12 protein-coding genes are annotated in these 13,709 nt (G+C 37.0%); 2 read left to right on the top strand and 10 right to left on the bottom strand.

All coding sequences use genetic code 11. The features are described from left to right. Positions 1 to 21: 21 nt before the first annotated feature. Positions 22 to 1,161, top strand: a complete 1,140-nt coding sequence (locus U9K52_RS10565; protein WP_322926402.1) for an aminotransferase class I/II-fold pyridoxal phosphate-dependent enzyme — start codon at positions 22 to 24, stop codon at positions 1,159 to 1,161. Positions 1,162 to 1,256: 95 nt separating this feature from the next. Here U9K52_RS10565 and U9K52_RS10570 read toward each other — a convergent pair whose 3' ends face one another. Continuing rightward, positions 1,257 to 3,983 (bottom strand): sodium-translocating pyrophosphatase, encoded by a 2,727-nt coding sequence (locus tag U9K52_RS10570; RefSeq protein ID WP_263603037.1) that lies wholly within the window; start codon positions 3,981 to 3,983, stop codon positions 1,257 to 1,259. A 130-nt stretch (positions 3,984 to 4,113) separates the two neighbouring features. Here U9K52_RS10570 and U9K52_RS10575 point away from each other — a divergent pair, with 130 nt between their 5' ends. Then, complete coding sequence (locus tag U9K52_RS10575) at positions 4,114 to 5,835, top strand: amidohydrolase (protein ID WP_322926406.1); 1,722 nt, start codon at positions 4,114 to 4,116, stop codon at positions 5,833 to 5,835. A gap of 71 nt (positions 5,836 to 5,906) precedes the next feature. Here the strand turns inward: U9K52_RS10575 and U9K52_RS10580 are convergent, their stop codons facing one another. The 9 genes from U9K52_RS10580 to U9K52_RS10620 all read right to left on the bottom strand — a co-directional run bounded on the left by U9K52_RS10580 (position 5,907) and on the right by U9K52_RS10620 (position 13,632). Next, a complete protein-coding gene (locus tag U9K52_RS10580; protein WP_248393547.1) occupies positions 5,907 to 6,518 on the bottom strand; it encodes an inorganic pyrophosphatase in 612 nt (203 codons plus the stop codon). A 23-nt stretch (positions 6,519 to 6,541) separates the two neighbouring features. Beyond that, positions 6,542 to 7,054, bottom strand: coding sequence for a hypothetical protein (locus U9K52_RS10585; protein ID WP_312176211.1), 513 nt, complete (start codon positions 7,052 to 7,054; stop codon positions 6,542 to 6,544). 193 nt (positions 7,055 to 7,247) lie between these two features. Then, positions 7,248 to 8,117: a hypothetical protein gene (locus U9K52_RS10590; RefSeq protein ID WP_322926409.1), complete on the bottom strand. Its 870-nt coding sequence runs from the start codon at positions 8,115 to 8,117 to the stop codon at positions 7,248 to 7,250. Next, a complete protein-coding gene (radC, locus tag U9K52_RS10595) occupies positions 8,114 to 8,791 on the bottom strand; it encodes a RadC family protein (protein ID WP_248393549.1) in 678 nt (225 codons plus the stop codon). Before radC ends, U9K52_RS10590 begins: the two co-directional genes overlap by 4 nt. Positions 8,792 to 8,800: 9 nt before the next feature. After that, positions 8,801 to 9,565, bottom strand: a complete 765-nt coding sequence (locus U9K52_RS10600) for a DUF6263 family protein (protein ID WP_312176202.1) — start codon at positions 9,563 to 9,565, stop codon at positions 8,801 to 8,803. 13 nt (positions 9,566 to 9,578) lie between these two features. Then, the gene (locus U9K52_RS10605; RefSeq protein ID WP_322926412.1) at positions 9,579 to 10,160 is read right to left on the bottom strand and encodes a murein L,D-transpeptidase catalytic domain-containing protein; all 582 of its coding nucleotides are present in this window, start codon (positions 10,158 to 10,160) and stop codon (positions 9,579 to 9,581) included. A 12-nt stretch (positions 10,161 to 10,172) separates the two neighbouring features. Further along, on the bottom strand, positions 10,173 to 10,841 hold the full coding sequence (locus U9K52_RS10610; protein WP_263603032.1) for an ABC transporter ATP-binding protein: 669 nt from the start codon (positions 10,839 to 10,841) through the stop codon (positions 10,173 to 10,175). A 61-nt stretch (positions 10,842 to 10,902) separates the two neighbouring features. Continuing rightward, a complete protein-coding gene (locus tag U9K52_RS10615) occupies positions 10,903 to 11,898 on the bottom strand; it encodes a bile acid:sodium symporter (protein WP_263603031.1) in 996 nt (331 codons plus the stop codon). Positions 11,899 to 12,018: 120 nt separating this feature from the next. Continuing rightward, positions 12,019 to 13,632: a 2-oxo acid dehydrogenase subunit E2 gene (locus U9K52_RS10620; RefSeq protein ID WP_322926414.1), complete on the bottom strand. Its 1,614-nt coding sequence runs from the start codon at positions 13,630 to 13,632 to the stop codon at positions 12,019 to 12,021. Between the last annotated feature and the right edge of the window lie 77 nt (positions 13,633 to 13,709).

Below are 13,709 nucleotides of genomic sequence, written 5' to 3' on the forward strand. Positions count from 1 at the left end.
TTTGATATAAATGCAAAATATATGGAGAAAGTTTACGGATTTACCCATTACTCCTTTTTTTCTGAAATGTCTGAACTGGCTGTGAAAAACAACAGCTTCGATCTTTCTTTGGGCCTGGCCGATTTTGATATTGATCCAAAGCTGAAAGCTTTTCTGAAAGAAGCAGCTGACTTCTCTACACATCATTATGAGCCTCTTGCGGGAAATCCTCTGTTGATTGACAGTATTATTCGTTATAACTCCAGAAGAAACAACAGTATTTTTCTGAATCAAAATGAAGTTACCATTACCCCATGTGCAACTTTTACTTTATATACAGCACTGAAATGCATTATCAATCAAGGAGATGAAGTGATTGTTATACAGCCTTCCTATTACACGTACGGTCCTTCTATTGTTCTGAATCACGGAACGCCTGTTTATTACAACTTAGAGAATGATTTTACTATCAACTGGGAAAAACTTGGTGATTGTATTTCCGAAAAAACCAAAGCAATTATTGTAAATTCTCCGCAAAATCCTACCGGGAAAGTATGGTCTCAAAAAGACTGGAATCAACTGTATGAACTCATAAAAAACCAAGAAACTTATCTCATTTCAGAGGAAATCTATGACACTTATTGCTATGATGAAACTTCACACTACAGTGCTTTTCTACATCCCGAGCTTAAGAAAAGATGCTTTTGTATTTTTTCTTTTGGTAAAATGTTTCATTCTACAGGATGGAAAGTAAGTTATCTTTTATCATGCGAAAATCTTACAGCAAAGTTCAGATGTCATCAGCAATATATTTCTTACAGTGCCAATTCGCCCTGCCAGTATGCGATAGCAAAATATCTTGATATTTTTGATCCCTATCACAATCAAAATCTGATGCAGAAGAAACGTGATATTTTTAATGAATTGATTAAAGAAACACCTTTTATTGTTGAACATATAGCTGAAGGCGCTGTTTTTCAGGTGGTTAATTTCAGAAATGTTTCCACAACAATGACGGATGTAGAGTTTTCCAAATGGCTTACTGTGGATAAAGGAGTAGCCTGTCTTCCGCTTTCCGCTTTTTATAATTCAAAAAATAATTCGGATTATCTACGTTTCAGCTTTGCTAAAAATGATGAGCTTATCACTAATGCACTGGAGCATCTGAGAAAAACCCTTTAATATTATCAAAGCGGCTTAAGAATTCCGGATTTGTGATTTATTAATAACAAAAAAGCACCGCTTTTGCAGTGCTTAATATTCTTAAATTATACGGTTTAAAGACTTAAAACCCTTACATCTATTCTTCTGTTTTTCGCCATACATTCATCTGTATCATTTGCTGCACAAACAGGATGCTGTGCTCCGTATCCTTCTGCTTCTACCCTGTCGCCGGCAATTCCCAGCTCCAGAAGTTTCAATTTTGCGGTTTGTGCTCTCAGGTTAGAAAGTTTAAGATTGCTTTCTTCATTTCCTGAATTATCGGTATAACCACCTAATTTTATTCTCATGGTTGGATATGCATCAAGAATTTCCACCAGATTTAAAAGCTGTGCGTCTGAACCAGGTCTTAATTCACTTGCTCCTGTTTCAAAATAAAGATTTTCTATAGTAAACCATTTATTAGGATCCAAAACAGCCTGATCTTTATTATTTACCAACTCATACATTTTGTAAAGTTGACTGCTTTCTCCTATGGATATTTTTTTACCGCCTTTTAACTGTAGCTCTTTTAATGTTCCTGTATCATATACAAAATCACCATTTTCATTAAGATATCCTTTTATTTCTGCAGGAACCACTGCTACAGCTGTATTTCCTGAAACAGCATTAGCAACCGTTGTACCTGTTAAGCTTTCAATTTTTGCCTTTCTGTTGGCATCGATTTTATCTTTGTGAAGAACAGCCAATGTAGGGGCAATAACCAACGAAACAATGGACATCAGTTTAATTAAAATATTCATCGAAGGTCCGGATGTATCTTTAAATGGATCTCCTACCGTATCTCCTGTTACGGAAGCTTTATGAGGGTCTGAACCTTTGTAATACATTTGTCCGTTGATGTTTACTCCTTTTTCGAAGGATTTTTTGGCATTATCCCATGCACCACCGGCATTATTCTGAAACATTCCCATCAAAACACCGCAAACTGTTGCCCCGGCTAAAAATCCGCCCAACACTTCAGGTCCGAAAATAAAGCCTATCAATAAAGGTGAAACGATGGCAATTGCTCCGGGAAGCATCATTTTTTTAATAGATGCATCGGTAGAAATAGCAACGCATTTTTCGTATTCAGGCTGTGCTTTTCCTTCCAGAATTCCCGGAATTTCCCGGAACTGCCTTCTTACTTCTTCCACCATCGCCATAGCTGCCTGTCCTACAGCGGTAATCGCAAGAGAAGAGAAGATAAACGGAATCATCCCTCCGACAAATAACCCGGCAAGAACATCGGCTCTGTAAATATCGATTCCGTCGATTCCTGCAATTCCTACAAATGCTGCAAATAATGCAAGCGCCGTTAAAGCCGCTGAAGCGATGGCAAAACCTTTTCCTGTGGCAGCCGTTGTATTTCCTACGGCATCCAGAATATCTGTTTTTTCACGGACTTCTTTAGGCAGTTCACTCATTTCCGCAATCCCTCCTGCATTATCGGCAATCGGTCCGAAAGCGTCGATGGCAAGCTGCATAGCCGTTGTAGCCATCATTCCTGCTGCTGCAATAGCCACTCCGTACAATCCGGCACAAAGGTAAGAACCGTAAATTCCGCCGGCCAGAACAATAATCGGTAACAGTGTTGATTCCATGCCCACGGAAAGTCCTCCGATAATGTTGGTGGCATGACCGGTAGAAGACTGTCTTACGATACTGGAGACAGGCCTTTTTCCCATTGCCGTATAATATTCTGTAATAATGCTCATTAATGTTCCCACAACCAATCCTACCATGATGGCTCCAAAAACACCCATTTTAGTAAATTCATGTCCCCGTAAAACCATTTCATCAGGCAAAATATAATTCACCAGAAAATAAGAAGATATCGCAGTAATAACAATGCTTCCCCAGTTTCCTAAATTTAAAGCATTCTGAACATTTGATGTGGATGAATCTTCATTATCATTTATTCTTACAAATAAAGTTCCTATGATAGAGAAAATAATTCCCGTTCCGGCAATAAGCATCGGAAGAAGAATCGGCGCAAAACCACCGAAGGAATCCTCCGAAACGGTTTCTCTTCCTAAAACCATTGTTGCCAAAACTGTTGCGACATACGAACCGAAAAGGTCGGCGCCCATTCCTGCAACGTCTCCTACATTATCTCCTACGTTATCGGCAATAGTAGCCGGATTTCTAGGATCATCTTCCGGAATACCAGCTTCCACTTTTCCCACAAGGTCAGCCCCGACATCTGCAGCTTTAGTATAAATTCCTCCACCTACTCTTGCAAATAAAGCAATAGACTCTGCACCCAAAGAAAAACCGGTAAGGATCTCAATGGTTCTTTCCATTTCCTGAGAATCCACATGTGCATTGGGAGCAAAAATCTGCTTGATGATTAAAAATAAAGCACCCAAGCCAAGAACAGCAAGACCTGCGACCCCCATTCCCATAACGGAACCTCCGGTGAAGGAAACTTTTAATGCTTTTGAAAGGGAAGTTTTTGCCGCTTCTGCGGTACGTACATTGGCCTTTGTAGCGATCTTCATTCCTATAAATCCTGCAAGTGCCGAAAATACAGCTCCTACAACGAAAGCAACTCCAATGCTCCAGTGAGAATTGTCATTACTGGAACCCATGACAGCCAGTAGAATACCTACAATGACAACAAAATAAGTCAAAATCTTGTACTCAGCCTTGAGAAAAGCCATTGCACCGTCAGCGATGTGTCCGCTGATTATTTTCATTTTTTCGTTCCCTGCGTTTTGCTTATTTACCCAGTTACTTTGAATAAAAGTATACAGTAAGGCAACGACACCGAAAACAGGAATTAAATAGAACAGATCCATAGTTTATTATTTTAATATTAAAAATTTGTAATTAGCTTTATAAATATAACAAAATTTTCTAATGATCTATGAACTAATCGAAAAGATAATTTCGTAATTTTAAACATCACCAAAAAATGAATTAATGATCATGAAAGACTTATTCTATAAAATGCTTCTCCTGCTATTTTTTTATAACTGCCAGAGCATTCCTCAAAAACAGAAAGCAGACATCCTGTATTATGACGGTACAGTTGTGACGATGGAAAATGATCTTCCGCAGGCGGAAGCAGTAACCGTCAAAAACGGAAAGATTCAATTTGTAGGATCAAATTCTGATGCTAAACGATATACAGACCGAAATACAAAGAAAGTCGATTTACAGGGCAAAACGCTACTGCCGGGCTTTATAGATGCTCATGGTCATCTTACATCCAGAGCAGGAATGATGCAGGACATTGATCTTTCGCCAACACCTTATGGTACCGTAAATTCTATTAAAGATTTACAAAATGTAATAAAAGCTTTCATCAAAAACTATAAGATATCTGAAGAACAGCCCATTATAGGTAACGGATATGATGACGCTATAATGACCGAACACAGGCATCCTACTAAAGAAGAACTGGATGCGGTAAGTAAGACCAATCCTATTATTGTTATTCATGCTTCGGGGCATGCCAGTGTTGCCAACAGTGCAATGCTTAAATTTTTGGGTATCACAGAAGCTTCACAAGATCCTGAAGGCGGTCATTACGGAAGAGATAAAAATACAGGAAAGCTTAATGGAAAATTAGAAGAAAATGCCAGCTTTGGATCTTTGCTTGCTTTAACTCAAAAAATAGGTAACACAGCTAATGCCAAGACTCTTGCTCTTGATAACCTTATGAAAGCACAGGAAGAATGGCTCAGTTACGGACAAACCACAATTTGTGACGGAAGGACGATGGGAGAAAATGTTAGCCTTCTTGAGGAAGCGGCATCGAAAGGATTGTTTAAAGTAGATGTAGTCTATTTTCCTGACTATGAATATTCTAAATCCAGTTTCAATTCTTTTCAACCGATGTATATGCAGTACAAAAACCGCCTGAAGCTTGGTGGTTTTAAATTTTCGGATGACGGATCTCCGCAGGGAAAAACAGCATGGCTTACCAAACCATATCTTGTACCTCCTGAAGGACAGAATGCCGATTATAAAGGTTTTCCAATATTCTCCGATGACGTACTTTATGCTGATCTTAAAAACCTATTTCAGAATAATATTACCGCACAGCTTCATGTAAACGGAGATGCAGCCATTGATCAGGCTTTAAGGATCATTCAAAAATTAAAGGATGAAAAAATATATCATCCTGATTTACGGGTTACTCTGATTCATGTGCAGAACAGCCGCCCTGATCATATCATAAAGATAAAAGATCTGGGTCTGGTTCCTTCTTATTTTTCTACTCATGCCTACTTGTGGGGAGACTGGCATTATTCAAGTGTCTTCGGTCCGGAAAGAGCATCCTTTATAAGCCCGGCCAATTCGGCTTTAAAGGCAGGAATCTTGTTTACCATTCATCACGATGCACCGGTAACGCCTCCCGACCTCATTACTGCAGTTTATGCTGCCGTAAACAGAAAAACACGTTCGGGGATGATTCTTGGTCCTGATGAGAGAATTCCACCCATAGAAGCTTTAAAAGCAATAACCATTAATGCGGCTTACCAATTGCATGAGGAAGAAAGAAAAGGTTCAATAAAACCCGGAAAATCAGCAGATTTTGTCATATTAGATCAGAACCCACTGACTGTTGAGCATGACAAAATCCGTGATATTAAAATTTTGGAAACCATTAAAGAAGGGATCACGGTTTATCAGAAAAAGTAATTGCAAACATTTTTTATATCAAAAAAGCAGATTGTCACCAATCTGCTTTTTATATAGCCAATAAGAGTATTTTACCCTCCGTATTTGTTTGCGTAATCTTCCTGAGAAGCTTTGATTACTTTTTTAGCGTGTTCTGCTCCGTACACTTCCTGGATTCTGCATTTTGCAGGTTCGTCCGGTAGATTTTTATACGTTAAAAAATAGTGCATTAATCGTTTCACTTCTGCTTCAGGCAATTCTGAAATATCTCTGAAATGTCCGAAAGCGTGGTCACCGATCATTACAGCAACGATTTTATCATCAGCCTCTCCTCCGTCAATCATTTTAAATCCGCCGATTGGAATAGCTTCCATCAAAAGACCTCCAGCATGAATATTGTGTGAACTTAAAACACAGATATCAAGCGGATCGTGATCTCCCATTGTAACATCATTCGCACCTCTTTCGATGGCTAAATTCATTACTTCAGCATCGCAATACGTTCTCGGAACAAAACCGTACAATGCCGGAATAATGTTGGAAAACTTCTGTGGCCTGTCTACCTTTAAAAATCCTGTTTCTTTATCAACTTCATATTTAATGGTATCAGAAGGAACGATCTCCACGAAAACATTTACGACATTCGGCGCATCTTCTCCTGCAGAAATACCATGCCATGGATGTGCTTTAAAATTTGGAATCATTATTTAATTTAATTTATTTTTAATTATGTTATTATTAAAATTTCTCTTCTAAGATCTTCTATTGTGGCGGAAATATAGTCTTCACCGTTTATAAAATTCATGATAAAAATAGTCTTGAACTCATCGAGTGTTGCATTTCCGCTGATTTCACTATAGGTTTTGTGAAGAAGTTCTATAATGGCATTTTTAGAATCAACAATATTCTTCCAGGAGTTTTTGGTGATATAAAGCTGCTGGGAAGCATTATAGTCAAATTCTTCGTTAATGGCTTTTTCTGTAAGGAAAATAAACTCATGAACAGCAAGACCTTTATCAAAACGCTGAATAAGATGGGAAGGTTTCAGTCTTTCCATGAAGAGTGTCATTCTCTCGTACGACTGTGCTTTGTTGCCGGTATTCGACTTTACGGTAAGGAGTTTGATTTCCTGTTCTTTAAGCCTGATGTAGGTAAATACGAATTGTCTCAGCAAAACCAGAAAAGGTATTGCAATAATTAATGCAAATGCATACGGTAAATATCCTGAAAAACTAGCCATAATTGAGGTAGCAAAATTAATGATATTTTCTGAATTTACCGTGAAAATCATATAAGTATTCCGATTCTTTTCTATCTTAAATTTTTAGAGAACGAATCACTCATATTAATTTTTAAATTCCCCTTAAAAGACTTTAATTTTTATCGGTATAGTTATCATAAATTCTTTGAATAAGAAATAAATATACTGAATATTATGAAGAGAGTTTTTCTAAAATTTTACTTTGCAGGTATGTATATTCTTGGAGTTCTCCGCCAAAGCTCTTAAAAAAAATTTCGATCCCGCGAATGTTGCTTCCCATAAAATTAAATTCTTTTTCATGAATATAATTATTCAGGATTTTATCAATTAAAAAAGAAGGTCCGTTTTCGGTTTTATGGTTTTCGTCATTAATTAAAGCCAGTAAAGAAAACTGTGTATGTTCATCTACCAAAACGGCAACGTTAATAAGCTTTTCCTCGAGGTAGGCTGCACAAAGCTTCAATGCATGATGATCATGAAGAAAACTCATGTAATCCCTGAATTTTTTAACATCAGTTTGTTTTTTAAGACCTTTAAAATGCTTTTCGATAAATGCAATGTGATTTGTATTGAACTCAATCTCTTTATAAATAAGATGTTGGGCACATTTTGCGGTTGATTTTCGTCCTTTGAAATATTTTTTTCTTCGTAAAAGTACATAATCCGAAACCGGAATCTTATAGTTCTTTTTGGTTTTCAAATTTTCTGAAAATGAATTACAATGATTAAAAGAATATAAAAATACTTTATAATTTTTTTTCAGGAATTGTAAAAACCGGTCGTTTATTTTTACATCATCTTTTTCTGAAAAAATCCCTAATTGCTGACAGAACAGCGGCATAATCACAAAATTGATCCCGAACTTTTTTTTCATCGGCACCGGCAAAACAGCTTTATAATCATCATATACTAAGATCTCCCAATTTCCTGAGAGTTCATCCAATACTTCCTTTTTTGCATACCAGTTTCGCTGCTCAGAGTTTTCCAAGCATATTGTATATTTCTGAAAATCAATTTCATGATATTTAACTCTTCTAATCATAATAATCCGTCGTCTGAAAAGCTAAAATAAGAATTCTGTGTGATGATAAGATGATCGAGAAGCTGGATATTCATTGTTTCTCCTGCGGTCTTTATCTTCCGGGTGATCTCAATATCTTCACGGCTTGGCTGCAAACTTCCTGAAGGATGATTGTGCGCAATGATAATTCCCGTAGAAAAATGATCTAATGCCGTTTTAAATAAAACCCTGATGTCTACAATGGATTGATTAATTCCTCCCTGTGTCAATTGGGTAAAATGAATGACCTTATTGCTCCTGTTAAGAAAAATGGCCCAGAATTCTTCTGTTCTCAGATCCGACAAGTGATTTCTAAAAATTTCGTAAGCAGTTCTGCTGCTTGAGATTACAGGTTTTTCCGGCACTTCCTGTCCGGCCCTTCTTCTCCCGATTTCCAGAGCGGCAGCAATGGAAATAGCTTTTACCTCTCCCACTCCTTTAAATTTCATTAAATCTTTTACAGACAGAAGACTGAGCTGATTCCAGTTGTTATCTACCGAGCCCAGAATCCTTCTTGCCAGTTCTACCGCTGTTTCATCCTTATTTCCGCTCCCCATGATGATCGCGAGCAACTCGGAATCGGAAAGTGAACTTTTACCTTTCAGTAAAAATTTTTCCCGGGGCCTGTCATCTTCAGCTAAAAATTTAATAGACATAAAGATAAATTAAAAACCTTCAATTTTTGGAGTAATTGAAAAAGTTGCACTACCGCCACCAATCTGAACCGGCATATTTCTTTCAGCAGAAATCAAAGCTTTTGTCTTACTGTCGAAAACATATTTACCCTTAATATCAGTATCTTTCATCATTCCTTCTACACCCTGCATTGTTGAATTGATGGCAAATTCAACCTTATGATCTTTGGTGCCTTTATACGTAAAACTGCTTGTAACCGGCATAATAGATTTTGTAACCGGATTGGAGGTATCTACCTTCCATGTGAATCCCTCTTCTACTGTTTCTCTTGGAAAAGCAAACGGAATAATATTGTATTGGGTTAAATTGCTTTCATCTGCAGCTTCTCTGGTAAACTTCTGTTTTTCAAGTATATTACCGAATTTATCTATTTTAAATGTAAAAGGATTGTTAATCATCGGCTTAATTTCATCTCCCATTCCATCATCATTGTTAGAAGCCTCTCTTGAATCAAAATGAATCTCTTCTCCAAACATTTTCTGGTTAAAAGTCATTCTCATAATTTCTCCTGTAATATAATAGTTGGAGTTTTTGTCTACAGAATCTACCCGGAATTTTACTTCGGTAGCTTCATTCATTCCCCCGTTATTATTGCCATCCGTAGAAGATGCATAAATTAAGGTCTGCTCAAAACCTTTTGGAAGATTAAGCGACAGATTTTCTTTTTGAAGTTCTTTATTTTGACAAGAGATCACCATTAAAAGTGATGTGGCAAGGATAGAGATGTTTTTCATGAATTATTTAGTTTTAATAAAAAGCGTATAAAATGATCGTTTTTTCCGATTGATTAATAAATTTTGAAGTTTCGTTAAATGCTTTTTTGGAAAGCATGGGACAGCCGAAGCTTAAGCATGCAGGGTCAGAAGACTCCCGGTAGGGAATACAATAATAAGAATGAAGCACAATGGCTCTTGATCTTGCATTGCTGTTGGTATCATCAAGACCGTCCAGTCGATACGCTTTTCCGAACTTTCCGGAATAACTTTCCCTGATTTCGTATTTTCCCAAAGACGACTGGTGTGAAGCGTCAATATTACTGAATTTCAGGGCAGAGGAATTTTTAACTACAGATCCGTCCCCGTGAGCAACAATGGCTTTTTGTAAAATTTTATTGTTTTTAAGGTCGTAAACAAAATACCGGTATTTTCCGGAATGAATTTTAAAATTAATAAAAATCGCAAGATCCTGGTTGTAATCTTTTCCCTTTATGAATTTTTTAATCTCCGAAATTCTTGATACAGGCAGAACAGCAGATGAATCTGAATCCTGAAATTCAAATTTTGAGCATGAAATGAGGAACAAAAGGGAGAGAATAAAGTGTTTCATCATTTGCGGAAATTTTTACTCAATAATCATCCCGTCCTTCATAACCAGTTTCCTGTCGGTGATTTCTGCCAGGTTCGGGTTGTGCGTAACAATTACAAAAGTCTGATTATATTTATCCCTCAGATCAAAAAATAACCGGTGAAGGTCATCCGCATTTTTAGAATCAAGATTTCCTGTAGGTTCATCGGCAAAAATGATTTTCGGAGAATTGATCAAAGCTCTGGCAACAGCCACTCTCTGGGCTTCTCCTCCCGAAAGCTGATTGGGCTTATGATGCAGCCTCTGCTCTATTTTAAGATCTTCAAATAAAGCATACGCCTTCTCCATGGCTTCCTTTTCGTTGGCTCCGGCAATTTTTGTCGGCAAAAGTACATTTTCCAATGCCGTAAATTCGGGAAGCAGCTGATGAAACTGAAATACAAAACCGATATTCTGGTTTCTGAATTTAGAAAGCTGTTTATCGTTCATATTGATAAAAGATTCACCGGCAATGGTAATCTCTGTATCAAACTTCGATGAAGCTGTAGGCTGATCCAGGGTTCCCAAAATCTGTAAAAGGGTAGATTTTCCTGCTCCCGATTCTCCTACAATTGAAACAACCTCACCAATTTTGATATGAATATCAACACCTTTTAATACTTCTAAATTCCCATAAGATTTATGGATATTTCTTGCTTTAATCATAATCCAAAAATAGTGATTTGATTTGAATCCTGAAAAGCAATAAAGAAGGAATTTTATTATGTTATATTTTAGTCATCTGAGATTTTTTCTCAATCTTATTGGCTAGCCAGCTCACATAAAACAGCTGAAAACTGTGATAAATCATCACCGGTAAAAGGAATAATACTTTCTCATCTTCGGCAATTCCGAGAACCATCACAAAAAGACTTCCGTGAACCAATGATTTCTTTGATCCGCAGAATGTTGTCGTTATGATATCTTCTCTTTTAAAATGAAGTTTTTTAGAAATCAGTTTCAGGATTTCATACACTGAAAAAAACAAAGTGATGACGCTTACCGCAATAATGATAAAAATAACCGGCGAAACGGAAGCAAAAACATTTTGGGAAAAAGCTTCTGAAAAACTTTCATAAACAATCAAAAGAATAATCATTTTATCAAATTCTGCAATGATTTTACTGTATCTGGTTACCCAATTTTTCAATAATGGATTTAAAAGCAGACCCAGAATAATTGGTAATAAAACTTTGAGTAATAATTGCTGAACAATCTCAGAATTATCCATATTTTCCTGTCCGGGCTGAATGAAAAAACTCATTAACAAAGGCGTCATTACAATTCCTATAATTCCTGAAATTGATGCATTAAATATAGCCGAAGTAACATTTCCTTTAGCAATGGAAACCATAACAACCGATGATGATACGGTGGACGGAAGACACGCAAGAAAAAATAGGGAAAGCCAGGTAGTATAATAGGCAGTATCTTTTGCAAATCCATAGAACAGAAATACCAGCAAAGGAAAAAGAATAAAAGTCCCGCACTGTACCAAAAGGTGAAGTTTCCAATTGGATATATCTTTTACAATTTCTTTAATATTAAGCTTTAATCCGTATAATAAAAAAATAGCTGCTATTCCCCAGTCAATGAATCCTGATAAATTGAAATACTGATTATAATCATCTCTGAAAGGAAATAGCTTTCCTGCTGCGACCATTATGATCAGTAATAAAAGAAAAATATTTTGTTTGTCTAATGTTATTTTGCCCAACTTCATAAGCCAAATATAGCAATCATCATTCTAAAATTTACGGATAGTCATTAAAATTAGCTTAAAAATAAAAAAGCTTACCAAAAATACTGGTAAGCTTTCTATTTATTTAAAATTTTTCCTGAATTACAGTAACAAAGTTAAAGGATTTTCAAGATACGTTTTTAAAGTCTGTAAGAACTGAGCTCCTGTAGCACCGTCCACCACTCTGTGATCACAAGCTAATGAAAGCTTCATGATGTTTCCAACTACGATCTGTCCGTTTTTCACAACCGGTTTTTCAATAATTGCTCCTACTGAAAGGATTGCAGAGTTGGGCTGATTGATGATGCTTGTAAATGTTTCAATACCGAACATTCCAAGGTTTGAAATAGAGAATGTAGAACCTTCCATTTCATTTGCTTTAAGTCCTTTGTTTTTCGCTCTTGCAGCCATATCTTTCACTGCAGCAGAAATCTGGGTATAGTTCATCTGATCTGTATTCTTAAGAACAGGAACAACCAGTCCGTCCGGAATTGCAACCGCTACACCTACATTGATGTTTCCTCTGTGAATGATCTTATCACCTGCCCAGCTTGAATTTACCTGCGGATGTTTTCTTAACGCAACAGCCGTTGCTTTGATGATCATATCATTAAAAGAAATTTTGGTATCCGGTAAAGAGTTGATTTCTTTTCTCGCCTCAATTGCCTTATCCATGTTGATTTCAACCATCAGATAATAGTGAGGAGCCGTGAATTTACTTTCAGAAAGACGTTTTGCGATAACGTTTCTTACCTGTGAATTCGGGGTTTCCGTATCTTCACCCTGAACGAAGCTTAATGCCACCTGTGCGGCAGGACTTGCAGCCGGAGCTGAAGCGGCCGGTTTAGATGCAGAAGGCTGGTAATTTTCAATATCTTTTTTAACGATTCTTCCGTTTTCTCCTGAACCCTGAATGCTATTAATATCAACACCTTTATCCTGAGCCATTTTCTTTGCTAAAGGAGAGATCGCTACTCTGTCTGTAGATGAAGAATCTGCAGCAGGAGACGCTTTTTCTTCTGATTTAACTTCCGTTTTCTGTTCAGCAGGCTTTTCTGACGATGAAGAAGCTGCTTTAGGAGCACCAACTCCTGAAACATCCGTTCCTTCTGGTCCGATAATCGCTAAAACTGAATCAACAGGAGCAGCACCACCTTCTTCAACACCTTGCTTTAATAATACTCCGTTGAATTCTGATTCAAAATCCTGAACCGCTTTATCGGTTTCGATTTCAGCAAGGAGATCGCCTTCTTTCACGGTATCGCCAACGTTTTTGTGCCATTTAGCCACTTTTCCTTCCGTCATTGTATCGGAAAGTCTTGGCATTGTAATCACTTCCACACCTGCAGGAACTTCAGCATCAGCCTGTTCTATACTGGTTGCATTATTTTCTGTTTTATGGTCTTCGTCCACTTTTTTCTCTTCAGAATCATTGGATTTAGGAGCTTCACCACCAGTTAATCCTGAAATATCTTCTCCTTCATTACCGATAATTGCCAAAACAGAATCTACAGCAGCAGCGCCTCCTTCTTCTACTCCAACGTATAAAAGGGTTCCTTCTACTTCAGATTCAAAATCCTGAACGGCTTTATCAGTTTCAATTTCTGCTAAAATATCTCCTTCCTTTACTTTATCTCCTACTTTTTTATGCCATTTAGCCACTTTTCCTTCCGTCATTGTATCGGAAAGACGTGGCATTGTAATTACTTCTGCCATAATTTATTTTAATTTGAAAATTTGGTAATTTGTTTATTTGAAAATTAAAAAAGATGTGATAATAAATCATTTTCAAA

This window comes from Chryseobacterium sp. MHB01, from assembly GCF_034651565.1.
In the GTDB taxonomy this organism is placed as follows: Bacteria; Bacteroidota; Bacteroidia; order Flavobacteriales; family Weeksellaceae; genus Chryseobacterium; species Chryseobacterium nepalense.